This is a genomic window from Nocardia gamkensis NBRC 108242 (assembly GCF_001612985.1).
Classification (GTDB): domain Bacteria; phylum Actinomycetota; class Actinomycetes; order Mycobacteriales; family Mycobacteriaceae; genus Nocardia; species Nocardia gamkensis.
The window spans coordinates 95,639-120,047 of the sequence record NZ_BDBM01000005.1 but is presented as its reverse complement, the minus strand read 5'-3'; the positions used below and the strand labels follow the sequence as shown (position 1 = coordinate 120,047).

The window sequence follows — 24,409 nt, the reverse complement described above, 5'->3', positions numbered from 1 at the left end:
TCGCGTCGATCGCTCACCGCGCCTCCCGGTTGGACGGGTCGAGCGCGGCGGCCTGCGCGATGCGGGTCCCGATATCGCGCAGACGTTCGGCGAATTCTATTCTGCGCCGGAGCAATTCCGCGCGGCTCTGTTCCGGGTCGTCGTCGGCCGTCGTCTCCAGCAGGCCGTAGTTGTCGGCGAGCTTCAGGGCGCTGGTGAACAACTCGGTGGAGACCGACTCCGGGCTGTGCAGTCGTTGCTGCAACTTCATCTGTTTGCCGACCGCCACGCATTCGGTGATGAACTCCTTGCGGTCGATCTCGTCGCACGCGTCCCGGGCGGCGAGCCGTTCGGCCACCACCAGCTGCGCGTCGACGAAGGAGCGCAGCACGCGGTGGGCCATGGTGAAGCCGGAGGCGGTGAGCTTTGCCAGGATGTCCGAGCCGAAGGTGTCGCGCCGGGTGTGGCTGTACCAGTCCGGATCCACCAGAAGCATCTCCGCGACCATCTGATCGGCGAACTCGCCGCGCTCGGGGAAGAAGAACTCGAACTTCAGCAGATCGCGCAGGCGGAAAGCCTCGTCCCAGCCGGTGTCGAGGGCGTCGGCTTCGTCGTCGTCGACCGCGGCCAGGATGGACAGCTCGAGGATGGCGCGGTTGACGAACCAGTGCACGGCGCTGTTGCGGTAGAAGGCGGCTTCGAGATGCGCACCCGGCTCGATCGAGTACACCGGCTCGATCCCGCCGCGATACACCGTCACCACCTTGGCCATCGAAAGCTGTTCCAGCACCACGGCCAGGCCCTGTTCGTCGCGCAGCGCGTCGAGTTCGCCGCGCGGCAGCTCGCGCTTGTCGATGTAGCCGAGCACCGGGTTGAGTACCGTGCGCACCTCGCCGAGGGTGAGGGCGCGACCGTCCACTCCCAGCAGCGCCAGGGTGACCAGCGCGTTGACCGTGATCGGCGTGACCGCGTTGATGCCGACCGCGACTTCGAAAGCCAGTCGTTGCACGGCCTTCCGTTCCAGCTCGGCGACTTCCGGCGGATCGCTGTCGACGACGCCCGCTTCGGGGCGCGGCGGCGGAATCGGCTCGGTGTGGTGCAGCGGGATGGTCAGCGGCGGGGTCGTGAGCGGATCGCCGTACGCGGAAAGCCGGTCGCGGGCCGACAGCGGCTCGCCGAAGCGGACGTAGACGTGCCCGGCGGAGTGTTGCTGACTGCGGATGTAGCGCGCCAGCCAGGTCAGCCCCTCGGGTTTCTTCTTGCCGCCTTCCTGCTCGGTGGCGATGGCGCCGAGTTCGTTGAGCCGCTCGTAGGTGATCGAGACGGGCACCAGCATGACGTCGTCGATGCGGTTCGAACGAACCGCCGCGGCAAGGTAGTTCAGCAGGCCGTAGCGCGGTGGCCGCAGCTTGCCGGTGCGGGTGCGGCCGCCTTCGAAGTACCACTCCAGGTTGAAGCGCTTGGCCAGCAGGTAGGCGAAGTACTCCTCCACGACGGCCTTGTAGACCTCGTCGTCGCCGAAACTGCGCCGGATGAACACCGTCCCGGTGCGCCGGGCGATCGGGCCCATCGGCCAGAAGCCCAGATTCGCGCCGCCGATCACGTGGTTCGGCGGGAAGTCGTTGCGGGCCAGTACGTCTCCCAGCACGAACGCGTCGACGTACGAGCGGTGCGAGGGCAGGAACACCAGCGGATAGCGGCGGTTGAGATCGCGCAACCCGGTGAGGCCGGACTCGTCGGGGTCCACCTTCCAGGTCGAGGCGTGCACCGGCCGCATGGCCTGGGTGAACAGGTCGGAGACCAGCCTGCTCTGGGCGGCGACCAGTTCGTTGAGCCCCTTCTCCGCGCGGCGGTACACCTCGTGCGGGCTCGCCCCGATCTGGTCGGCGATCAGCTCCAGCCTGCGCAGGAAGTCGGGGGAGTCGAGGATCTCCTCCGCGACCAGTTTGGGCACCTTGTACCGGTCGCCGATGATGGTGCGTTCGGCGCGTTCGAGCGCCACCACCGCCGCGCGCACGACGGCGCGGGCGAACGGCTCGGCGCTGCCCTTGTCGAACAGCGTCGAAGCCTCCGGGTGGTTCGCGCGCAGCTCGCTGAGCCGGGCGGGCGCGCCGGTCAGCACGACGTGCCGGTCCGGCGACTTGGCCAGCAGCCTGCGCTGTGCCAGCCGGTTGGGCTTGCGCGGGTTGGTCAGCAGGGCGAGATCGGCGAAGGTGACGCGGCGCACGCCGTCGCGTTCCGGGGGCAGCCACAGCACGCGGATCGGCACCACCAGCGGATCGTCGCGTCTGCCGACCAGCCGGGCGGCGATGGCGCCCGCGTCCAGGTCCAGTTGCGTGACCGGTGCGTCGGTGCCGAACTCCGCGCTGATCCCGCCGTCGGCGAGCCACTTGCCGACGAGTTCGCGTTCCACCCCCGAGGCGGCGTCGATCAGGGCCACCACCGATTGCGGTGCGGTCCCGGGCCGGACTCTCGCGGGTGAATCGCCGCGGTGATCGATCATCGATGTTCTTCCCTCCGCAGGTGACGCTCTCCACTATTCAATCCCGGCGAGTGCGTTCCCCGCAGGCAGTCGGCGCGTCGAGTTCGGTTCGGCGGGCACGGATGGCGTGATCGTCGAACGGGATGCGGGGCGGGCACGGCGAAAGTACTTGCGGTACGGCGACCTCCGCCCTCGAGTGATCGTCACCGTCCGGGCTGTGGCCGCGAGCATACCCGCACGGCGAGGGAGGTAATGCTAACCTTACCTGCACAAGTTAGGCCAGGTTTACCTTTGGAGGATCGTTGTCGACCACGGAACGCCTGCGGGTTGAGTATGTGACCGATCCGGCGGCAGCGATGTCCCGGCTGGCGGGGGCGGACCGGTTCGGCGAGTACGTGATGTACGAGCGTCCGGGGGAGTGGGTGTTCGCCGCCGATCCGATCGGCAGTGTCGAACTGGATGTGCGGGAGCTTCGCGTCACCTGGGAGGGACGGACCACGACAAGCCGGTGGGAAGGCAATCCGGCGGGCGTGATCGACCGCGCGCTCGGCGCGCTTCCCCTCGACGGGCGCAACGCCTACGGCTGGATCGGATTCGAGTTCTGCGCGTGGGCGCTCGACGCCACCGAGCACTTGGACCCGCGCACCGCGATCGCGCACCTGATGATTCCCCGAATCGAGGTGCGGGTGGGCGAATCCGGCGTGCGGATATCGGGTGCGACGCCGACGGAGACCGGCGACATCCACGACCTGATCGCGCAGTCGCAGAACACCGAACTGCCGCAGGCGCAGCCGGCCGACATCCGCATCGATCCGACCGGCTACCGGGGCAGGGTGGCCGAGGCGGTCGGCGAGATCCAGGCCGGGCGGTATCAGAAGGTCATCCTGTCCAGGAAGGTCGATCTGCCGTTCACCGTGGACGTTCCGGCCACCTATCGCCTCGGGCGCGCGCACAACACGCCCGCGCGCTCGTTCCTGCTGCGGCTCGGCGGCCTGGAGGCGGCGGGCTTCAGCCCCGAACTGGTCGCGTCGGTGGACGACGACCGGGTGGTGACCACCGAACCGCTGGCGGGTACCCGGGCCTTCGGGCGTGGGTCCGCGGCCGATCTCGCGGCCAGGGCCGACCTGGTGACCGACCCGAAAGAGATCGTCGAGCACGCGATCTCGGTGCAGACCTCGTTCGCGGAGATCGCGGCCGTCGCGGATCCCGGCACGCCCGCGGTATCGGATTTCATGGCCGTGCGCGAGCGGGGCAGTGTGCAGCATCTGGCGTCCACGGTGCGTGGACGGCTGGCGGCCGGCCGGTCCAGCTGGGACGCGCTGGAGGTGCTGTTCCCGTCGGTGACCGCCTCGGGGATTCCCAAGCGCGCGGGCGTCGACTCGGTGTTCCGGCTCGATCACGACCCGCGCGGGCTGTATTCCGGTGCGGTGGTGACCGTTTCGCCGACCGGCGCGATGGAGGCGACCCTCGTGTTGCGCGCGGTGTACCAGAACGCCGAGGGTGCTTGGCTGCGCGCGGGCGCGGGCATCGTCGGCCAGTCGCGGCCGGAGCGCGAGTTCGAGGAGACCTGCGAGAAGCTGGGCAGTATCGCGCCCTACGTCGTCAAGGCGTAGTGGAAGGCGAACGGGCAGCGCACCGGATGATGCGTTGCCCGTCGGTCTGCCAGCAGTGCTACAGCTCGGCGCGCAATGCCTTCTTGTCGATCTTGCCCACCGCGGTGATCGGCAATTCGTCGCTGCGGCGCAGCACGTCCGGCAGCTTGTAGGTGGCCAGCCCGCGCGCGGTCAGGAAGGTCTTGATCTCGGCAAGCGTGGGCATCTCGCCGTCGACGACCAAGACGGCGCAGACTTTTTCGCCCAGCGCCGCGTCCGGCAGCCCGACGGCGGCGGCGTGCCGGACGGCGGGATGGGCGAGCAGGTGCTCCTCGAGTTCGTCGCAGGAAACGTTCTCGCCGCCGCGGTTGATCACGTCCTTGATCCGGCCGGACACCACGAGATGCCCGCTGGGCAGGCGGCGGACCAGGTCGCCGCTGCGATAGAAGCCGTCCGGGGTGAACGCGCGCGCGTTGTGCTCGGGTGCGCGGTAGTAGCCGCGGATCGTGTACGGACCCCTGGTCAGCAGTTCGCCCTCGGCGCCGGGCGCCACGTCGTTGCCGTCGCCGTCCACCACGCGGATCTCGTCGGCGGGGGAGAGCGGACGGCCCTGGCTGGTGTGCAGCAGTTCGGCGGGATCGTCGAGCCGGGTGTAGTTGAGCAGGCCCTCGGCCATGCCGAACACTTGCTGCAAGGTCGCGCCCAGCGCCGCGGTCACTTCCTTGGCGTTGACCTCGGCCAGACGCGCGCCGCCCACTTGGAGCAGGCGCAGCGAAGTCAGGTCGGCCTCTTCCCATTCGGTGGCCGCGCACCAGAGCTGGGCCAGCGGCGGCACGACGGCGGTGACCGTGACCCGGTGCCGCTCGATCGCGGCGAACGCGTTCTCCGGGCTCGGGTCGCTGACGAAGGCGACCGCGCCACCGACCCCGACGGTGCCGAGAATCCCGGGGCAGGCCAGGGGGAAGTTGTGCGCGGCGGGCAGGGTCGCGAGGTACACGTCCCGCTCGCTGAGTTCGCACAGTTCGGCGCTGGCGGTGGCGTTGTAGAGATAGTCGTCGTGCGTGCGCGCGATCAGCTTCGGCAGACCGGTGGTGCCGCCGGAGACCAGCATCAAGGCGATGTCACCCGGATCGATCTCGGGCAGTTCGCCGCCGGCACGCGGTATCGAGGTGAGGTCGGTGAACGGCCCCGGATCGCCGAGTACCAGGACGTGGCGCAGTGACGGCACCGCGTCTCGCACGGTCGACGCCAAGTCCCGGTAATCGAAATCGCCCGCCCGGTCGGCGACGATGTAGCCGACCGAGTCGGAAGTCCGTGCCAGGTGCTCGATTTCGGCCCGTCGATGGGCGGGCAGGCTCAACACGGGAATGATCCCGGCGCGCAGCAGGCCGAACAGCACGGTCAGGAACTCGGGCACGTTCGGCAGCTGGACCACCACGCGGTCGCCGGGGGCGATGCCGAGCGCGAGCAATCCGTGGGCCATCCGGTCCGCGGCGGCGTCGATGTCGGCGTAGCTGCGTGAGCCCCGCGGGTCGAGCAGCGCGGGACGCTGTGGATGCCGGTGCGCGGTCGCCCGCAAGAGGTCCCCGAGCGGGCGACCGGCCCAGTAGCCCGCGGCTCGGTACTGCTCGGCCTTGTCCGCCGGGAAAGGTACGTAGCCGTCGCGATGCGCGGACTCGGTCGGTATGGAAGTCACGGTCTGCCTCACAAGAATCAAGCCAGGGTTTCCTGATGTAGGTTAGGCAACCCTACTTGAAATGGCGACGCTCCGACCGGCCCGGGCGTGTTCGACTCTGCCGCCCGGTGCCGCCGCGCACTAGACTTTCCGGCATGACCAGGTGGGACACCTCGAACATCCCCGACCAGAGCGGTCGGAAGTTCATCGTGACAGGGGCCAACAGTGGCCTGGGGGCCGAGACGGTGCGCGCGCTGGCCGCGGCGGGCGGGGAGGTGGTGCTCGCCTGCCGGAATGTGACCAAAGGGGAGCGCGTGGCCGCCGAGTTGGGTGACCAGGCGCAGGTACGCGAGCTGGATCTGGCCGATCTCGCGTCGGTCCGGGCGTTCGCCGAGGGCGTCGACGGGGCCGATGTCCTGATCAACAACGCGGGCGTGATGGCCGTGCCCGAAGGTCGCACCGCCGATGGATTCGAGAAACAGGTCGGCACAAATCATCTCGGCCACTTCGCGCTCACCGGGCTACTGCTGGGCAAGATCTCGGACCGGATCGTCACCGTCTCAAGCGGTGCGCATCAGGTCGGCAAGATCGACCTGGACGATCTCAACTGGGAGCGGCGCAAGTATCAGCGGTGGGCCGCCTACGGGCAGGCCAAGCTCGCCAACCTGATGTTCGCTCGCGAGTTGCAGCGCAGATTGACCGCGGCGGGCTCGTCGAAGGTCTCGGTCGCCGCGCATCCCGGCTACGCGTCCACCGAGTTGCAGTCGCACACCGAGTCGTTCATGGACCGGGTGATGTCGCTGGGCAACCAGGTATTCGCGCAGAGCGCCGCGATGGGCGCGCTGCCGACGTTGTACGCCGCGACCACCGACGTCGAGCCCGGCGGCTACTACGGCCCGGTCGGATTCGGCGGGATGCGTGGATATCCGGGGCCTTCCGGATCGTCGAAAGCGTCCAAGGACGAGAAGGTCGCGGCCGATTTGTGGCAGCTGTCGGAGAAGCTGACCGGAGTCACCTACGCCTTCACCCGATAAGCGCCCCCCGGCCTTCCAGGCAATGTGATCCAGGTCTCACCGCCGGTTGTCACACTCCGCCGCTCCGCGCCGTCCTCTTGATGTACCCGCAAGGAACGGCAAAGGACGGACATCATGGAACAGCGCTTCGAACTCTTCTCCAACCCGGTCGGCGGCAGCTTCATCAAGCGACTCACCATGGCCTCCAAGGTGATCAACGACTCCACCCTGGATGCCGCGACCTATGAATTGGTGAAGATTCGGGCCAGCCAGATCAACGGCTGCGGCTACTGCACCGATATGCACACCAAGGACGCCGCGCACGCGGGCGAGACCTCGGTGCGGCTCAATCTGATCGCCGCGTGGCACGAGGCCACCGTCTTCACCGACGCCGAGCGGGCCGCACTGGCGCTCACCGAGGAGGCCACCCGGATCGGCGACGGTCGCGCGGTCAGCGACGAGGTGTGGCAGGAAGTGCGCAAGCACTACGACGACGACCAGATCGCCGCACTCATCGCCGCCATCGCGATGATCAACGCCTGGAACCGGATGAACGTCATCGCGCGCACTCCCGCGGGGAGTTACGTCCCGGGCCAGTGGGGGTGACTCCGCGCCGACCACCTGCACCGTGGCATATCTAACAACCTCGTTCACCGATCGGTTGTCGGATGGTACTGTGCCGGACGTGCAGCGCGTGTATTTCTGGTTTAGCAAGCCGGCCCCGGGTGGGCTGGTCTGCGGCAACCACATGCGCTGACGAACTTCCACCCCGAGCCGGACGATGGACCGGCTCGACGGGATTCTCGTCCGTGGGTCGGCCCCGAGAAAAGGAACCCACGACATGACAACCGCAGCCGACGTCGACGCACGGCATTCCGATCTGGATGATCAACGCACCCTGAACGTCAGCCCGCTGCGTTCGCCCGCGGAGGTGCGGCGCGTGCATCCGATCACCGATGCCCTCGCCGACACCGTCCGCGCGGGGCGCAAAGCCACCGTCGACGTGCTGAACGGTGCGGATGATCGCTTGATGGTGATCGTCGGCCCGTGTTCCGTGCACGACCCCGCCGCAGCGCTCGACTACGCGCGCCGTCTGGCGGCGAAGGCCGCCGAACTCGGCGACCGCTTGCATGTGGTGATGCGGGTCTACTTCGAGAAGCCGCGCACCAGCCTGGGCTGGAAGGGCCTGATCAACGACCCGCATCTGGACGGCTCGTTCGACGTCAACACCGGACTCGGCTTCGGCCGCAAGCTGCTGGTCGACATCACCGCCCTCGGCCTTCCGGTGGCCTGTGAGTTCCTGGACCCGATCACTCCGCAGTACATCGCGGATCTGGTGTCCTACGGCGCGATCGGCGCGCGCACCGCGGCCAGCCAGGTGCACCGCCAGCTCAGCAGTGCGTTGTCGATGCCGGTCGGGATCAAGAACGGCACCGATGGCGACGTCCAGGTGGCGGTGGACGGTGTGCGCGCCGCGGCGGCCAGCCACGTCTTCCCCGGCACCGACCTCGACGGTCGTTCCGCGCTCATCCGCACCACCGGCAACCCGGACTGCCACGTGATCCTGCGCGGCGGCAGCAACGGACCGAACTACGACGCGGCTTCGGTCGCCGAGGCGTGCCTGCGGCTGGAGAAGGCGTCGTTGCCGGAGCGGATCGTGGTGGACGCCAGCCACGGCAACAGCAACAAGGACCACAACAAGCAGGTCGACGTGGTCACCGACATCGCGCGGCGGCTGGCGGCGGGCGAGACCGCGGTCGTCGGCGTCATGCTGGAGAGCTTCCTGGTCGCAGGACGCCAAGACCTCACCCTCGGCCACGCCGACGAGCTCGCCTACGGGCAGTCGATCACCGATGCCTGCCTGGACTGGGAAACCACCGCGAGCCAGCTGGACCGCCTGGCCGAGGCGGTGCGGCAGCGCCGCGAGAGCTGACTCGGCGCGAGCCGACGGGGCCGCGCGCACGGCATGACCGGCGTGGACAGCGGAGGTTGCGCGCGGCGGTCGCTCACGCGGGGCCGGGCGCCTGCGCGATCGGCGTCGCGCCACGGGTGAACTCGGCGGGCCAGTCGTCCGCCGGACCGGGCGGGTCGGTGCGCAGCCGGGCGGCGAGCCAGTGGTCGCGGCGTCGTCCGCGTTGGACGCTGCCCAGCCGGGACATTCCCTCGTACCGGAATCCGGCGCGCCGGGCGACCGCGGCCGAAGCGTAGTTGCCCACGTACGCGCGCCAGGCGATCCGTTCCAGGGCCAAGCCGTCGGCGCGGAACCCGAACTGGCACACCAGCTCCACCGCCTGCGTCATCAGGCCGCGCGACCGCTGCGCCGGAGCGAGCCAGAAACCGATCTCTGCCGCGCTCTCGTCGAGCGCGCCGAGGCCGATCGTGCCGATCACCGGTCCGTCGGCACGCGGCCGCACCGCCCAGATCGGGCTGCGCGCCGCCCAACCGGGGACGACCATCTTCTCGATGAAGGTGACGGCGCTGTCCCGGACGTACGGCACCGGGATGGTCACCCACTCCGCGATGGCCGGATCTTGGCAGCACTCGGTGATCGTGTCGATATCGTCCGTCGTCGGGGCCGACAGCCAGATCGTCCCGTTCGACAGCGCATGGTGGTCCATCGCGTCATGCTGTCACGAAAGGTTCGGCGGATCACCCGGTTCACCTCGCCGCCGATGCCGTGCGGGAACGTTTCGAACCGGACCGTAGACTTCTTCCTCGATGGTTGCCGCGCTGCTTTCCGACCTGTTCGAGTCACATCGGGCGCATCTGCTCTCGGTCGCCTATCGGCTGACGGGCAGCGTCGGCGATGCCGAGGACGCGGTCCAGGAGAGCTGGTTGCGCTTGGCGGGCGCGCACCAGTCCGAGATCGATGACCTGCGGGCTTGGCTGACCACCGTGGTGAGCCGTATCTGCCTGGACCGGCTGCGAAGCGCGGCGGCGCGGCGGGAGAGCTACGTGGGCCAGTGGCTGCCGGAACCGGTGGTCACCGCTCGCACGCCGTCGAGCGCGCCCGACCCGCTGGAAACAGTGGTGCGTAAGCAGGAGTGCCGGTTCGCCGCGCTGATCGTGCTCGACACCCTGACGCCGCCGCAGCGCGTGGCCTTCGTGCTGCACGACGGGTTGTCGGTGCCGTTCGACGAGATCGCCGACATCCTCGGCATCTCCGCCGACGCCGCGCGGCAACTGGCGGTCCGTGCCCGCAAGGCGGTGACGCAGACGCCGCCGCCGGTGCCCGATGCCGAGCACGAGGCCGCCGTACAGCGCTTTCTCCTCGCGCTGAGCTCCGGTGACGTGACCGCCGTCGCGGCGGCGCTGCATCCGGACGCGGTGATGATCGGCGACGCCAACGGCACCACCGCCACCGCGATCAACGTCCTGCACGGCGCGGATCGCATCGCCCGTTTCTACCTGGGTCTGGTGCGCAAGTACGGGCTGGACGACGCGTCGCCGGTCTCTGAGTTCGTGTCGGTGAACGGGCAGTTGGGGCTGCGGGTCGCGGCTCGTCCGGCGTCCGAGGGCCGGGCCGGCTACCCCACCCGGGTGGTCGGCTTCACGGTGCGGGACGGAGTGGTCTGGGGGGCCTACGATCTGGCGAATCCGGCCAAGCTGGGCGGCGTTCGGCTGGGTTGAGCCCGCGCGGAGACCCCCGGCCTACCCGGCGGGCTCCGGCGTTCGCGATGGCGTCGAGGTAGGGGGCTAGTCTCCGGTTATGCCCTCGCGACACCAGACCGTTGCCCGCCTGCGCCCCTTCGCGTCGACCATCTTCGCCGAGATGACCGAGCTCGCCGTCCGGCACGACGCGGTCAACCTGGGTCAGGGCTTCCCCGACAGCGACGGGCCCGCGAGCATGCTGGAAGTGGCGCGCCGTGCCATCGCCGACGGGCTCAACCAGTACCCGCCAGGGCGCGGCATGCCGGTGCTGCGCCGAGCCGTGGCCGACGACCGGGCCCGGCGCTACGGGACCGACTACGACCCCGATTCGCAAGTGCTGGTGACCGTGGGCGCGACGGAGGCGATCAGCGCCGCGGTGCTCGGCTTGGTCGAGCCGGGCGAAGAGGTCGTGCTGATCGAGCCGTACTACGACTCGTACGCGGCGGCCGTGGCGCTGGCCGGCGCACGGCGGCGCACGGCGCGCTTGGTGGCCGACGGGGACCGGTTCGTGCTCGACCTGGACAGCCTGCGTGCCGCGATCACCCCCGCGACCCGGATGCTGATCGTCAACTCGCCGCACAATCCGACCGGCACCGTACTCGGGCGCCCGGACTTGCAGGCGATCGCCGAAATCGCCTGCGAGCACGACATTCTGGTGTTGACCGATGAGGTCTACGAGCACCTGACCTACGACGGCGCCGAGCACATCAGCCTGGCGACTCTGCCTGGCATGGCCGAACGGACGATCGTGGTGTCCAGCGCGGCGAAGACCTTCAGCGTCACCGGGTGGAAGACCGGGTGGGCGTGCGGGCCCGCCGAGCTGATCGTCGGGGTGCTCGCGGCCAAACAGTTCCTGACCTTCGTAGCGGGCGGGCCGTTCCAGCCCGCGGTCGCACACGCGATCGACCACGAGCTGGGTTGGGTGCGGGAGCTGCGGGAGGCGTTGTCCGAGAAGCGTCTGCGTCTGTCCGCCGCGCTCGCCGACATGGGGATGCGGGTGTACACGAGCGCGGGCGGCTACTTCGTCGTCGCCGATATCACCCCGCTGGGCATCGCCGATGGTGTGGCGTTCTGCCGTGAACTGCCGAAGCGTCAAGGGGTGGCGGCGGTACCGGTCAGCGTGTTCGCCGACGACACCGCCGCCTGGAATCACCTGGTGCGCTTCACCTTCTGCAAGCGCGAGGAGACCCTGGACGAGGGGGTGCGGCGATTGCGTCGCGGATGATTCACCGAACCCTGCCGTGAACTGTCAGGTTTCCCCGGCATCGTTGGTGCCATGGCAACTCAGTACTACACGGCAACCACCCTCGACGGGTACCTCGCTGACCCGGACAACTCGCTCACCTGGCTTTTCGAGGTGGACGGAGCGGACGAGGCGCAGGCGGGCATCGCGGGCTTCCTCGCGCAGGTCGGCGCGATGTGCATGGGCGCGACCACCTACGAGTGGATGGTGGCCAACGAGCCGCCGGAGAGTTGGCGTGAGTACTACGGCGACCTTACGTGCTGGGTCTTCACCCACCGCGATCTCCCCGCCATACCCGGCGCGAATCTCCGGTTCGTCTCGGGGGCGATCGAGGCGGTCCACCGGGAGATGACCGAGGCGGCCGGTGATCGCAATATCTGGATCGTCGGTGGCGGCGACCTGGCCGGGCAATTCGCCGACGCCGGCCTGCTCGACGAGATCATGGTGAGCGTGGCTCCGGTGACGTTGGGCGCGGGCGCACCGCTGCTGCCACGGCGCCTGCTGTCGTCCCGGATGCGGCTCACCGGCGTCGAGCGAGCCGGTCAATTCGCGGAACTGCACTATCGCTTGACGGACCCGGACGAGCAGCGCCGAGTCGAGCGCTAGCCGCCGCTGACCAGCGCTGATGAGCGTGTCCCGCCCCCGGTCCCGCTCAGGCCGGGGTGGGACGGGCGCGGTCGGTGGCCAGCAGAGCGGCGATGGTGCCGAGCATGGTGCCGGTGACGTAGCGCTGGGCGCGCAGCCACCTGGGGCGCCCGGTGAGGAACGTCGCGAGACCGCCCGCACCGAGCACGATCAGGCCGTTCACGCTGAGCGCCACCGCGATCTGCACCGCCCCCAGGCAAAGGCTCTGCAACCACACCCGACCGTGCTCCGGCGTGACGAACTGCGGAATCAACGCCATGTACATGATCGCGATCTTCGGATTCAGCAGGTTGGTGACAAGCCCCATCGTGAACAGCCGTCGGGTGGGGTCCGCCGCCAGAGCCGTCGGCGCGAACACCGACACGCCCCCCGGGCGCACCGCCTGCCACGCCAGCCACCCCAAATAGGCGGCCCCGGCCAGCTTCACCGCCAGATACAGGCCCGGGACCACCGCGAACACCGCCGTGATCCCCGCTGTCGCCGCCGCCAGATACACGCCGAACCCCGCCGCCACCCCCGCCAACGAAACCAGCCCGGCCCGCCGCCCCTGCGAAACCGTCCGCGACACCAGATACATCATGTTCGGCCCCGGCGTGAGCACCATCCCCAACGCCGCCACCGCGACCCCCACCACCGCCGCCATCTCGATCATGCCCCGATCCTCACCCGCCCCACCGCCCCCTGTCGCGGTCCACTTCACACCCGCTGGACGGGAGTCACCTCATGGAACCGGCTGGAAATACCCGATGCTTCCCGGCGACCGCGGCGGCACCGGCTCGAGGCGCGTATCCGGACGCAACACATCGCCACTGCGGAAGCGGTAGAAAGTACTCCCTGCTCGTATCCGAGCGGATCGATTGCACCGGCTCGTCGCCCGTCGTTCCGTATCGGTTCCGCTGGGATGCCAGTTGGTGGCCGGGTTCCGAGCCGATATGAAATGCTCCCGCACGTAATGGGTTTCCATTTCGATCGGCTCTACCAGTCGTATAGATAACAGGCTCCGTCGGCCCGGTGAGTTCGGTAAGCGGCATCATCGTCCCGCGCTCCGATGCCGTTGCGGCGATATCCGCGCGGTGCTATCGGTTCGGGGAACTTCTTGCCGCGAGGGCGCGGGTATGGAACTGGGTGGCAGGGGTGTCGGCTCGTCGGCTGTGGCGGAGCTCGGCGGTCGGGTCTCGCCGTAATCGATAGAACATCCTGGTCAGGGTGTATGTCGGCGGCGCGTCGGCGGGACTCGGTTCACGAAACCGATGACAATGCTGCCCATGGCGGCCACGGTCAGCGGGTTGGGAAATCGGCGGGTGGACCGGTTCGACGGCGCGTTGCCGAGAGCGGGATTTCGGGGCGATATCGAGGGAATGCGGGCGGTGGCGGTGCTGGCCGTCGTCCTGTTCCATGCGGGTGTGCCGTGGATCGGCGGTGGATTCGCCGGTGTGGACGTATTTTTCGTCATCTCCGGATTTCTCATCACCGGAATGCTCTGCCGGGAAGCGGCCGAGACGGGCACGGTCGAATTGGTTCGGTTCTACGGCGCGCGTGCGCGCAGGCTGCTGCCCGCCGCGGGCATCGTGCTCGTCGCCACGGCTGTCGCGGCGGCTGTGCTGTTGCCGCCGATGCAGGCTCGCGAAGCTCTCGGCGACGGGATCGCGAGCGCGCTGTATGCCGGGAACTATCGTTTGGCCGCGCTCGGCACCGATTACCTGGCCGCTGACACCCCGCCCTCGCCGTTCCAGCATTTCTGGTCACTCGGTGTGGAGGAGCAGTTCTATTTGCTGTGGCCCGCGCTCGTGATCGCGACGGCCTGGCTCGTCCGGAGGCGGCGGAACGGCCCGGCTGCACCGCTGCCGTACCTGATCGTTCTGGCGGTGGTCGCCGCGCTCTCCTTCGCGGTCTCGCTGAGCTGGACCCGGACGCTGCCACCGTGGGCGTTCTTCGCGCTGCCCGCGCGGGCCTGGGAACTGGCTGCCGGTGGCATGGTGGCGCTGTCGGTGGTCGTGTGGTCCCGGTTGCCGCCATGGGCGGCCGTGGCCGCGGGATGGGCCGGGCTGGGGTTGATCGCGGCGGCCTGCGCCCGGCTGACCGAGACGGCGCCGTATCCGGGGACCGCTGCGCTGCTGCCCGTGCTGGGCGCGGTCCTGGTGATCGTATCCGGCTGCGCCGTAACGCGGTTCGGGGTCGGCCGAGTCCTGGCCGTGCCGGAGCTGCGGGCGATCGGCAAAGTGTCCTATTCCTGGTACCTCTGGCACTGGCCGGTGCTGGTGCTCGCGCCGCAGGCGCTCGGCCGCCCGCTCGGGCTGGTCGGCGCGCTGGGGGCGGTCGCCGTGGCCGGTGGACTCGCCATACTCACCCAGCGGCTGATCGAGGATCCGGTGCGCTTCGCCGATCGGTTGACACGTTCGGGCAGGCTCAGTCTCGCGTGCGGCGGCGTGAGCACCGCGACGGCCATCTGTGTAGCGCTGGCGCTGCTCATGATCGTGCCCGCCCCGGTCGGCCGTGGCCTGGCGGCGCGAAGTCTCACGCTGACCACACCGGCCGCGTCGGCCACCGCCACCGACCCGCACACCGAGGCGGTCGAGCAGTTGACGGCGCAGACCCGATCGGCGGTCGCCGCCTCGGCCGAGATTCGTGCAGTTCCGTCGAACCTCACCCCCTCCCTGGCGAGTGCGCGCGGCGACCGAGCGGAGGTGTTCGACAACGGTTGTTTCCGGTCCTGGCGCGACGTGGGCCAGGGTGAGTGCGCGTCCGGCGCTACGGACGCGGCCACCACGGTGGCCCTGGTCGGCGATTCCCACGCGGCGATGTGGCAACCGGCGTTCGAGCAGATCGCCGTGTCACGCCACTGGCGGCTGGAGACCATGGCCAAGGTCACCTGTCCGCTGCTCGACCTGCCCATCACCAGCCCCTATCTGGGCCGCTCGTACTCCGAATGCGAGCAGTGGCGCGGGCAGATCATGGCCCGGCTGCGCAACGAGCGGCCCCGGCTGATCGTGGTGAGCATGTCCCGGCGCTACGGTGGCGACTTCGGCTTCGTGTCCTACGACCAGGCGTGGATCGACAGCCTCAACCGCCTGGTCGTCGAGCTGCGAGCCGCCGGATCGACCGTCCTCGTCCTCGGCGGAGTTCCCGATCCACACGCCACCGTGCCCGCGTGCGTGGCCGAGCACATCGAAGACGCTTCGGCATGCGCCCCCGCCCGGCCGGTCGCGGTCGACGACGCGGGCATCGCGGCCGAGCACGCGGCGGTCACGGCGGGCGGCGGCCGATACGCCGACCTGACCTCGCTGTTCTGCACCGCGGCCCGCTGTCCCGTCATCGTCGGCAACAACCTCGTCTACCGGGACGACAACCACCTCACCAGCGGTTACGCCATGGCGCTCGCGCCGGTGATCGGCGCGCTCGCCGAACGCGCGCTCGCAGGCGGCTGAGCGGCCACGGGTGCGGTTCGCGGGAAGACATCGCGCCGTTCCCGCGTTGCACCCGGTCACTGCCGCACCCGCGCCTCGCGGGAAGGGCCGGTAACCTGCGGGGTTGTCGGAGGGGTCGGGGAGAATGGCGGGGAATCTAGCTGAGGAGGGACTGTGAACGACGGTCCGCTGATCGTGCAGAGCGACAAAACGCTGCTGCTGGAGGTCGACCACGAGTTGGCCGATGCGGCGCGGCAGGCGATCGCGCCGTTCGCCGAGTTGGAACGGGCGCCGGAGCACGTGCACACCTACCGGGTGACGCCGCTGGCGCTGTGGAACGCGCGGGCGGCCGGGCACGACGCCGAGCAGGTGGTGGACGCGCTGGTCAGCTTCTCCCGGTACGCGGTGCCGCAGCCGTTGCTGGTGGACGTGGTGGACACCATGGGCCGCTACGGCAGGTTGCAGCTGGTCAAGCATCCCGCGCACGGGTTGACGCTGATCAGCCTGGATCGCGCGGTGCTGGAGGAGGTACTCCGGCACAAGAAGATCGCGCCGATGCTCGGCGCGCGCATCGATGACGACACGGTGGTGGTGCACCCGTCCGAGCGCGGGCACATCAAGCAGATGCTGCTGAAGATCGGCTGGCCCGCCGAGGACCTCGCGGGCTACGTCGACGGCGAGGCGCACGAGATCGAACTCGACTACGCCACCGACGGCTGGCATCTGCGCGACTACCAGCAGATGGCCGCCGACTCGTTCTGGGCGGGCGGCTCCGGGGTGGTGGTGCTGCCCTGCGGCGCGGGCAAGACGATGGTCGGCGCCGCGGCCATGGCCAAGGCGAAGGCGACCACGCTGATCCTGGTCACCAACACCGTGGCGGGCAGGCAGTGGCGGCGCGAGCTGCTCGCGCGCACTTCGCTCACCGAGGAGGAGATCGGCGAGTACTCCGGTGAACGCAAGGAGATCCGCCCGGTCACCATCGCCACCTACCAGGTGATCACCCGCCGCACCAAAGGCGAGTACAAGCACCTGGAACTGTTCGACAGCCGCGACTGGGGCCTGGTCATCTACGACGAGGTGCACCTGCTGCCCGCGCCGGTCTTCCGGATGACCGCCGATCTCCAATCCCGGCGCAGGCTCGGCCTGACCGCGACACTGGTGCGCGAGGACGGCCGGGAGGGTGACGTGTTCTCGCTGATCGGCCCGAAGCGTTACGACGCGCCGTGGAAGGACATCGAGGCCCAAGGGTGGATCGCGCCCGCCGACTGCATCGAGGTCAGGGTCACGCTCACCGACGCCGAGCGGATGTCCTACGCGACCGCCGAGCCGGAGGAGCGTTACAAGCTGTGCTCCACCGCGCATACCAAGATCGCTGTGGTCGAATCCATCCTGGCCCAGCATCAGGACGCGCCGAGCCTGGTGATCGGCGCGTATCTGGACCAGTTGGACGAACTCGGCGCCGCGCTCGACGCCCCGGTGATCCAGGGTTCGACGAAGACCAAGGAGCGCGAGGAGCTCTTCGACGCGTTCCGGCGCGGCGAGATTCCGGTGCTCGTGGTGAGCAAGGTGGCGAACTTCTCCATCGATCTGCCGGAAGCATCCGTGGCCGTGCAGGTTTCGGGTACCTTCGGTTCGCGACAGGAGGAGGCGCAGCGTCTCGGTCGGCTGCTGCGCCCGAAACACGACGGAGGCCAGGCGCATTTCTATTCGGTCGTGGCGCGCGACACCCTCGACGCCGAATACGCCGCACATCGGCAGCGTTTTCTCGCCGAACAGGGGTATGCCTACCGCATCACGGATGCCGACGACTTGCTCGGCCCCGCCATCGGATAAGCGGAGGCATTCCCTCCGCAAACTGTGCTAGGAATGAGGGCGTGCGACGCTTCGAATTCGCGGTGGACCGCAGGCACGCTCACGCGGTCAACGAAGTCTTCGCCGACCTTCGCCGCCTGCGCCTCCTGGCGATCGCCGCCGCGGTCGTCGCGGCGACCGGGACGGCGTTCCTGATCTGGTTGAACCACCCCTGGGCGTATCTGCTCGCGATCGCCTTCGCGCTCGGCGCGGTGACGGCGCTGTGGGTCGCTCTGTGGACGCCGTGGCATTCCAGCATCGACAAGCTCTACGCCGACGGCGAGTTGATCCCCGCGGTGATCTCCGAGGCCCGGCCCTCCGGCGTGGTGCTGCTCGCCTTGGTCGACGTGTCCACTCCGGACACGAGCGACCCGCGTTTCGCCTTGGTGACCCGCAAGGTCCGTGCCCTTCCCGGCCATGAGGCCAAGGCGGGGGAGCGCGTGCCATCGGTCGCGGTGCGCACCGACCGGGCGCCGCGCCAGGTGGGCGAGCGCTGGCAGTCGGTGAGCGCCATGCCGATCGCCTGGGGCACCACCGACGACACCGTCATCGCCCGCGCCCGCGCCGCGATCAGCGAGGCCGAGTGGCGGTTGCTCACCGACAATCTCGCGCTCGCCGAGAAGGTGCGGCGCTCCGCGGCGAAACGCCTGCTGCTCGACCCGCACCAGCTACCGGACGAACTCGGCTCCTGATCCGGCTGCGAAACGTACGCTTTCGCCGGCGCGCGGGCGCATACACTCGAAACATGGTCCCAGCGTCCGATCTGCTGGCATTCGTCGCCGCCGCTTTCGTCATCATCGTCGTGCCGGGGCCCGGCGTGCTGTTCACCATCGGTCGCGCGCTCACGCTCGGGCGCCGCGCGGCGTTGCTCTCCGTGCTCGGGCACGCCGCGGGCGTCTACGTCGCCTTGGTCCTGGTCGCCATCGGGCTGGGAACCTTGCTCTCGGCGTCGGCGCTGGCGCTCACCGTGGTCAAGTTCGCGGGCGCGTTGTATCTGATGTATCTGGGAATCCAGGCGATTCGGCAGCGCTCGGCGTTGCGCGTGGCGCTGGGCGCCACGATCGAACCGGCGCCCCATGCGCGCGTGCTGCGCCAGAGCGCGATCGTCGGGCTGACGAACCCCAAGGCGATCGTCTTCTTCTCCGCGGTCCTGCCGCACTTCGCCGATCCGGCGGCGGGCTCGCTGTCGTGGCAGTTCCTGCTGCTCGGCACCGTCTTCCTGGCGATCGCACTGGTGTCCGACAGCGCCTGGGCGCTGCTGGCCGCCTCGGCGAGGTCCTGGTTCGCCAGGTCGCCGCGCAGGCTGGAGGCGGTCGGCGGCGCGGGCGGGGTGATGATCTTCGGTGTCGGCGCGTCGGTGGCGCTGACCGGAAGTGGCGACTGAAGCCGTTACCATCCAGCGAAGTCGGTGCGCCGGTATCGGCAAGAGGCGGGGTGGAGAGGGGTTGGTCGTTCGTATGAAGTTGTCCGGCCGGATGTGCGCCGCGGTCGCGTGCGTATTCGTCGCGGTGCCTTGGGTGCCCGCGCACGCGGACCCGCCCCCGGACCCGCTGGTCGGCGCGCCGGGCCTGGGCGATCCGTACTATCCGCTCGACGGCAACGGCGGCTACGACGTCCACCACTACGACGTCGGCATCAACTACGACCCGCCGAGCCGTGCACTGACCGGCACCGCCACCGTCACCGCGCTCGCCACCCAGGCCCTGCGCGTGTTCAACCTCGATTTCGCGGGGCCGGAGGTGCGCATGGTGTCGGTGAACGGGCAGCCCGCCGGTTTCGAGCGCAACGGCGAGCACGAGTTGACCGTGACGCCGCTGCTCCCGCTGCTGCCCGGCCTGCCGTTCACCGTCACCGTCGATTACGCGGGCCCCGCGGCGAACACCGAGGGCGAAGGGTGGACCTTCGCGCGCAGCGGCGGCGCGTTCGTCGCCGGGGAGCCGCATTCGGCGACCAGCTGGTATCCGCTCAACGACACCCCGTTGGACAAGGCCACCTTCACCCTGACCGCCACCGTTCCCGCGGAGTGGGAGGTGGTCTCCAACGGCGTGCGGACCGAGAACGCGGTGCGCGGCGGCAAGCGGACGGTGCGCTGGGTCAACGCCCAGCCGGTGCTCGGCTACCTGACCACCGTCGCGATCGACAAGTTCGACTACCTCGAGCAGCGCAGAGCCGACGGCACTCCGCTGGTCAGCGCGTTCGCGCCGAATACGCAGGATCGCCATCGTGAACTCGAGCTGCGCCTGCCGGAGATCCTCGACTTCTCCGAAAAGCTCTACGGGCCCTACCCGTTCGAGGCGGCGGGCGGCATCTACTTCGACGCCGACGTCACCTTCTCGCTGGAGACCCAGACCCGCCCGCTCTACGCGCCGAGGACCGATCTGCAGACCGTCGTGCACGAGATCGCACACCAGTGGTGGGGCGACTGGGTGTCGGTGCGTCAGTGGTCGGACATCTGCCTGAACGAGTGCTTCGCCAGCTATACCGCCGACTACCTGTGGCCGGAGCGGGTGGAGGGCAAGAACGTCGACGACGACTACCGCGAGACCATTCGGAACTATCACGACAACGAGAGGTTCTGGAACATCCCGCTGGAGAACCCCGGCGCCGGACGGGAGTTCACCTCCGTCTACTACCGCGGCCCGCTGTTCCTGCACGCGCTGCGCAGGCAGATCGGCGACGAGGTGTTCTTCACCGCCGTTCGGGACTTCCTCGCCGCGCACGCCTACGGCAACGCCTCGATTCCGGAGTTCCGCGCCTTCGTGCAGTCCCGATCGCCCATGGATCTGACCGGTTTCTTCCACGCGTGGCTGAACACCACCGCGCCGCCGCCGCAGGAATACTTGTTCCCGGGCGCTCTGCTCAGCTGACCCGTCAGTCCTCCGCGCGCTGCCGGGCCTTCGCGACCCTGCGTTCGGCCCGCTCCAGCTGCCGTCGCGCTGCGTGGAGTTCGTCCTTGGCCGACCGCTCGGCCGACTTGCGGAACTGCCGCTGCTGTTCGGCGTGCTCGAGTTCGTCGCGCAACGCGGCGATGCGTTCTTCGACCGAGGACAGTTCACCTGTCGCGTCCTCGAGGGCGGAGCGGGCCGACTCCTCCGTGGCGCGGGCGGTTTCGAGCGCGTCCTGGGCGTCCGCCAGTTCACGGCGTGCGCTGTCGTCCTGTTTTCGCCGCGCTGCCGCTCGCCCCGGTCGGGAGGCCGGTTCGGGGACCGGGGCCAGATCGGGTCCGCTCGGCCCGAAGCCTTCGTAGCTCGCGGCCGTGACGAGCGTTCCGGCGCGCAGCCGCTCGGCCACCTCCGGCTCGGCGAGCGCCGCGGTCAACGTCTGGCCGACCTCCCGGACGACGCCCTCGCCGACCGGATGCCCTTGTCCGGCGGCGAGCGCGCCCGCCTTCTCGGCAAGCGCGTTGACCAGTTGCTGTCGCTGCGCGGTCAGGTCACGCAACTCGTCGGCCGAGAGGTTGCGCTGAGCGGCGGCCAGGGCGGCGCCGAGGCGCAGCAAGGCGGCCACGTCGTCCGGCGCCGCCCGGGACAGCAGGTTCGCCGTCCACGCGGTCAGGGTGGGTTTGCGCAGCTTGCCGATGGCGGCCGCGAGCCGCTTGTCGCCCGCCCGCTTCGCCGCGGCCGCCCGGTCGGTGCGCGCGGCGACGAACTGCGCGGGCGGCAGCCCGTACAGGTCGCGCGCGACGTCCTCGAGCGTCATACTGCCCAAGCGTAACGACCCGGTCTCGGGCGACGACACACTCCGCATACCGGACAAGGGTCCAGTTGCATCGAATACGCGAAAGGCGTTGCTAGTGAATTACTCTGCGTTCCTGTTGCTCGGCCGCCTGCTTCCCAGCATCCTCGGATACGCGCTCATGGGGCTCTACGGCACGCACAGCATCTAGCGCGCTGCTCGAGGTCCCGCGGTGAGCTGATGCGGCCGTCCTGGTCGTGCGGGTATTCTCACCGCGTTCACGAGCCCGTGAACGTGTTCGGTGAGAGAGGTTTTCAGGTGAAGTTTCCAGGAGCGAGGCTGCTGGCACGGGTCGTGCTCGCCCTCCTCGCGGTGGCCGCCGTGGTGGTCACGGTGACCGGCTGTTCGTTGATCGGTGACGCGAGCAAGTCGGACACCGCCAAGGCCGAGGTCGGTGACTGCATCAACGTCATCGAGGGCTCCGCGGTCGATTCCAAGACCGAGCCGGTCGACTGCTCGTCGGACAAGGCCGTCTACAAGGTGGCGCAGTCCTACGACAAGAAGACCGACTGCGCCGCCGACTACACCTCCTACGAGGAGACCCTGGGCGGCGGCACCACCGCGTTCCTGTGCCTGGCGCCGAACTTCAAGGAAGGCAGCTGCTACAACGAGAGCAGCACGACCGGATACAAGCACGTCGACTGCGCGTCTTCGGACGCCACCTTCAAGGTGCTGAAGCGGATCGACGGCAAGGCCGACGAACTGCTCTGCGGCGAGGACGCCGACAGCTTCCGGCTCATCGAAACGGACCCCAAGGTCACCTTCTGCACGAGCAAGCCCTAGCACCGATCATTCGAGCAGTGCGACCGACGCGATCCGGTGCAGTGTGAAGTGCCGGACCGCGCCGGTGACCGGATCCAGCGCGTCCAGCTGCCCGTTGCCCACCTTCAACGGTTCCACCACCCGCTGCGTGGCGACCCCCTGGGCGTCGACGTAGCCGATGTTCACCGACCGCCGCACCCGCGCCGCGAGCTGGAGCAGGGCGAGGGTGGCGGCGGTGTTGGTCCGCGTGCCGTCCGGGCGCACCGCGTGACTCGAGCGGGCGCTGGCGGCGCGTTCGCCCGCGCGCAGCTCGGTGACGAGCGATTCCAGCTGTTCGGTGCTGGGCGGTGTCGGCCGATACGGCTGCCGCGCGGCGGGCCGCACCGAGATCCGGGCGCCCCGCGGGCGCAGATCCACGATCGCACCGGCCGAGTCCTCACCCGCGGGTGCGAAACCGGCCGCGCGCAGCTGCTCGAGCAGTTCGCCCAGCGGGGCCTGGGCGATGGCGACGGTCGGCGCGATGGATCGCAGTGCCAGCGTGCGCGCCACCGGCGCGGACAGCACCTGGGCCAGCAGCGCCGGATCGTCGCTGCGGATGAACGACTGCGCCATGCCCGCGCGCAACTGACCGTGCCGCCGGGCCACGTCATCGATCAGATAGGTCAGTGCCTGCGGGATCGGTGTGCGGGAATGCTTGACGAACAAGGCGTGCAGTTCGGCCGCCGTCAGCCCGGCGTCCAGGGCGCGCCGCACCGAGGACTCGCCGATCCGGTACACCGTCGCCGCGCCCGCGGATTCGACGTCGGCGACCAGGGCGACGCGGTGGTGTAAATCGGTGGTCAGCGGCCCGGGCGCGATCACCGTCAGATCCGCCTGCACCAGCACGTGATCCACCGGCTCCGGCAGCGCCGCCTCCATCTCCGCCTCGGCGTCGGCCACGCTGGTCGGCGCCGCGTGCAGCAGCGCCCGCGCCGCCGAGCCGAGCGCGCCGCGCCCGACGAAGCCCAGCGCCGCCGCCTCGGCCAGGGTCTGCTCGACCACCTCCGGCCGGAAGTTCCTGCGCCTGCGTGGCTGCTGCCAGGCCAGCACCCGGCCGATGTCCGCGGGGGTCAGTGCCGTGCCGGACGGGTATTCCGCGAGCAGGGCGAGGATCGCGCGCCGATCGGGCGGTGCGTTCGGGGTGCGCAGCTCCAGCGAGAGCGCCGCGAGCGGCTTGTCGTTGGCGTCGCGCATGCCGATCATCCACGGCATGCGATCCAGATCGAGCCAGGTCAGTCCCAGCGCGGCCCAGCGCCGCGCGGGCGGCGATTCCAGCCAGGCGTCCACCAGCGGCGTCGGCGCCCAGAAGTCGTCGGTCGTATCGAAGTCGGGTGGAGGGTCCGGCAAACCCTTCTCGATGAGTTTCGCGGCGGCCAGCAGTTCGACCAGCAAACCCGCCCTCGGCTCGTCGACACCGGCCTGCTTGGCGATGCGCCGCAGCTCCCGCACGCCAAGGCCGCCCGCGCGCAAGGCGGGAGCGGGAACTCGGCCGAGCACGTCGAGCACGGCGGCGCAGTGCCGGAGCAACTCGCCGACCTCGCCCGCCGCGACCGCGTTCACGTCGGCGGGCGTGTGTTTGGCGGGCTCCGGGTGCGGCGATGTCAGCGCGTGCGGGTGGGTGACCGGTTCCCGGCGCAGCACCTGGCCGACGGTGACCGGAAGTTCGACGGTCTCGTCATCGATCCAGTGCAGCAGCCTGCGCGCCAGCAGCCGCTGGATCGGCCGGTCGGCCGGAGTACCCGGTGCGGCGTCCCTGGTGCGGCCGCGCGGCCCCGTCGCGGCCAGTTTGTCCAGCAGCGCCCGCTCGGCGGGTGCGAGTCCGGGAAGCGCGGCGACCACCTCGGCTTCGGTGAGGGCGTCGGGGATCTCGGTCGCGGTGCCGATCGGCCACGGCAACGCCTCGGCGGCCGCCGGGATCAGATGAAGCCCCTGCTCGGCGTCGAGCCAGACCAGCGCGCGAGCGGTCAGCCGCTCCAGCGCTTCGTCGATCGCGGCGGCCGACACCCGTTCGCTCAATTGCACATGCAGTTCGGCGCGCTGGAGCGGACCGCTGTCGGGATGCGTGGTGCTGTGTACGGCAAGGGTTTCCACGAGGGCGAATTCGAGGGTGTTCAAGTCCTCCGTGGCGCGCAGCACCGACGCGCGCTGTTCGGTGCGGGCGGCGAGCACGGCCATGGAGGAAGGCAGCGGCACGGCCAGGTCGGGCCGAAGCTGCAGCAGCGTCACGAGCTGGGCATCACTGCGGGCACCGAGCCATCCGGCAAGGGAGTCGGTCGCGGTCATCCGATCCAGCCTACGATGCTGGGCGATCGCCCGCCCGGGTCAGGCGGTGTGGGCC

19 protein-coding genes are annotated in these 24,409 nt (G+C 69.6%); 13 read left to right on the top strand and 6 right to left on the bottom strand.

The features are described 5' to 3' along the window. Positions 1–13 precede the first annotated feature (13 nt). Positions 14–2,482 (bottom strand): glycerol-3-phosphate 1-O-acyltransferase, encoded by a 2,469-nt coding sequence (locus NG1_RS05320; RefSeq protein WP_084498712.1) that lies wholly within the window; start codon positions 2,480–2,482, stop codon positions 14–16. 281 nt (positions 2,483–2,763) lie between these two features. Between NG1_RS05320 and nbtS the strand changes: the two genes are divergently transcribed. Then, positions 2,764–4,074, top strand: coding sequence for a nocobactin biosynthesis salicylate synthase NbtS (gene nbtS / locus NG1_RS05315; protein ID WP_062968559.1), 1,311 nt, complete (start codon positions 2,764–2,766; stop codon positions 4,072–4,074). A 58-nt stretch (positions 4,075–4,132) separates the two neighbouring features. On the opposite strand, the gene NG1_RS05310 is transcribed toward nbtS, so the two are convergent. Next, positions 4,133–5,749, bottom strand: a complete 1,617-nt coding sequence (locus tag NG1_RS05310; protein ID WP_062968890.1) for a (2,3-dihydroxybenzoyl)adenylate synthase — start codon at positions 5,747–5,749, stop codon at positions 4,133–4,135. A 134-nt stretch (positions 5,750–5,883) separates the two neighbouring features. Here NG1_RS05310 and NG1_RS05305 point away from each other — a divergent pair, with 134 nt between their 5' ends. From NG1_RS05305 to NG1_RS05295, 3 genes are all read left to right on the top strand, one after another. Further along, the gene (locus NG1_RS05305; RefSeq protein WP_062968557.1) at positions 5,884–6,762 is read left to right on the top strand and encodes an oxidoreductase; all 879 of its coding nucleotides are present in this window, start codon (positions 5,884–5,886) and stop codon (positions 6,760–6,762) included. 114 nt (positions 6,763–6,876) lie between these two features. Then, positions 6,877–7,347 carry a carboxymuconolactone decarboxylase family protein gene (locus tag NG1_RS05300; RefSeq protein ID WP_062968555.1) on the top strand — a complete coding sequence of 157 codons (471 nt, stop codon included), beginning with the start codon at positions 6,877–6,879 and terminating at the stop codon, positions 7,345–7,347. Positions 7,348–7,582: 235 nt separating this feature from the next. After that, on the top strand, positions 7,583–8,674 hold the full coding sequence (locus NG1_RS05295; protein ID WP_062968553.1) for a 3-deoxy-7-phosphoheptulonate synthase: 1,092 nt from the start codon (positions 7,583–7,585) through the stop codon (positions 8,672–8,674). Between the two features lie 73 nt (positions 8,675–8,747). Here the strand turns inward: NG1_RS05295 and NG1_RS05290 are convergent, their stop codons facing one another. After that, entirely contained in the window at positions 8,748–9,359 is a 612-nt protein-coding gene (locus NG1_RS05290; protein WP_062968551.1) for a GNAT family N-acetyltransferase, read from the bottom strand. A 100-nt stretch (positions 9,360–9,459) separates the two neighbouring features. On the opposite strand from NG1_RS05290, the gene NG1_RS05285 reads away from it, so the two are divergent. From NG1_RS05285 to NG1_RS05275, 3 genes are all read left to right on the top strand, one after another. Next, on the top strand, positions 9,460–10,371 hold the full coding sequence (locus tag NG1_RS05285) for a sigma-70 family RNA polymerase sigma factor (RefSeq protein ID WP_062968549.1): 912 nt from the start codon (positions 9,460–9,462) through the stop codon (positions 10,369–10,371). Positions 10,372–10,450: 79 nt separating this feature from the next. After that, positions 10,451–11,617, top strand: coding sequence for a pyridoxal phosphate-dependent aminotransferase (locus tag NG1_RS05280; RefSeq protein WP_062968547.1), 1,167 nt, complete (start codon positions 10,451–10,453; stop codon positions 11,615–11,617). Positions 11,618–11,668: 51 nt separating this feature from the next. After that, on the top strand, positions 11,669–12,241 hold the full coding sequence (locus tag NG1_RS05275; protein WP_062968545.1) for a dihydrofolate reductase family protein: 573 nt from the start codon (positions 11,669–11,671) through the stop codon (positions 12,239–12,241). Between the two features lie 46 nt (positions 12,242–12,287). Here the strand turns inward: NG1_RS05275 and NG1_RS05270 are convergent, their stop codons facing one another. After that, a complete protein-coding gene (locus NG1_RS05270) occupies positions 12,288–12,932 on the bottom strand; it encodes a LysE family translocator (protein ID WP_062968543.1) in 645 nt (214 codons plus the stop codon). A 706-nt stretch (positions 12,933–13,638) separates the two neighbouring features. Between NG1_RS05270 and NG1_RS05265 the strand changes: the two genes are divergently transcribed. The 5 genes from NG1_RS05265 to NG1_RS05245 all read left to right on the top strand — a co-directional run bounded on the left by NG1_RS05265 (position 13,639) and on the right by NG1_RS05245 (position 20,402). After that, positions 13,639–15,705, top strand: a complete 2,067-nt coding sequence (locus NG1_RS05265) for an acyltransferase family protein (RefSeq protein WP_062968888.1) — start codon at positions 13,639–13,641, stop codon at positions 15,703–15,705. Between the two features lie 153 nt (positions 15,706–15,858). Beyond that, the gene (locus NG1_RS05260; protein ID WP_062968541.1) at positions 15,859–17,517 is read left to right on the top strand and encodes a DNA repair helicase XPB; all 1,659 of its coding nucleotides are present in this window, start codon (positions 15,859–15,861) and stop codon (positions 17,515–17,517) included. A 41-nt stretch (positions 17,518–17,558) separates the two neighbouring features. Continuing rightward, entirely contained in the window at positions 17,559–18,227 is a 669-nt protein-coding gene (locus NG1_RS05255; RefSeq protein ID WP_062968539.1) for a DUF3239 domain-containing protein, read from the top strand. A 53-nt stretch (positions 18,228–18,280) separates the two neighbouring features. After that, the gene (locus NG1_RS05250; protein ID WP_062968537.1) at positions 18,281–18,919 is read left to right on the top strand and encodes a LysE family translocator; all 639 of its coding nucleotides are present in this window, start codon (positions 18,281–18,283) and stop codon (positions 18,917–18,919) included. A 73-nt stretch (positions 18,920–18,992) separates the two neighbouring features. After that, positions 18,993–20,402: a M1 family metallopeptidase gene (locus NG1_RS05245; protein ID WP_062968535.1), complete on the top strand. Its 1,410-nt coding sequence runs from the start codon at positions 18,993–18,995 to the stop codon at positions 20,400–20,402. 4 nt (positions 20,403–20,406) lie between these two features. Here NG1_RS05245 and NG1_RS05240 read toward each other — a convergent pair whose 3' ends face one another. Beyond that, a complete protein-coding gene (locus tag NG1_RS05240; RefSeq protein WP_062968533.1) occupies positions 20,407–21,234 on the bottom strand; it encodes a hypothetical protein in 828 nt (275 codons plus the stop codon). A 294-nt stretch (positions 21,235–21,528) separates the two neighbouring features. Here NG1_RS05240 and NG1_RS05235 point away from each other — a divergent pair, with 294 nt between their 5' ends. Next, positions 21,529–22,053, top strand: coding sequence for an LppU/SCO3897 family protein (locus tag NG1_RS05235; protein ID WP_062968531.1), 525 nt, complete (start codon positions 21,529–21,531; stop codon positions 22,051–22,053). A 6-nt stretch (positions 22,054–22,059) separates the two neighbouring features. On the opposite strand, the gene NG1_RS05230 is transcribed toward NG1_RS05235, so the two are convergent. Beyond that, on the bottom strand, positions 22,060–24,354 hold the full coding sequence (locus tag NG1_RS05230) for a helicase-associated domain-containing protein (RefSeq protein ID WP_062968529.1): 2,295 nt from the start codon (positions 24,352–24,354) through the stop codon (positions 22,060–22,062). Positions 24,355–24,409 lie beyond the last annotated feature (55 nt).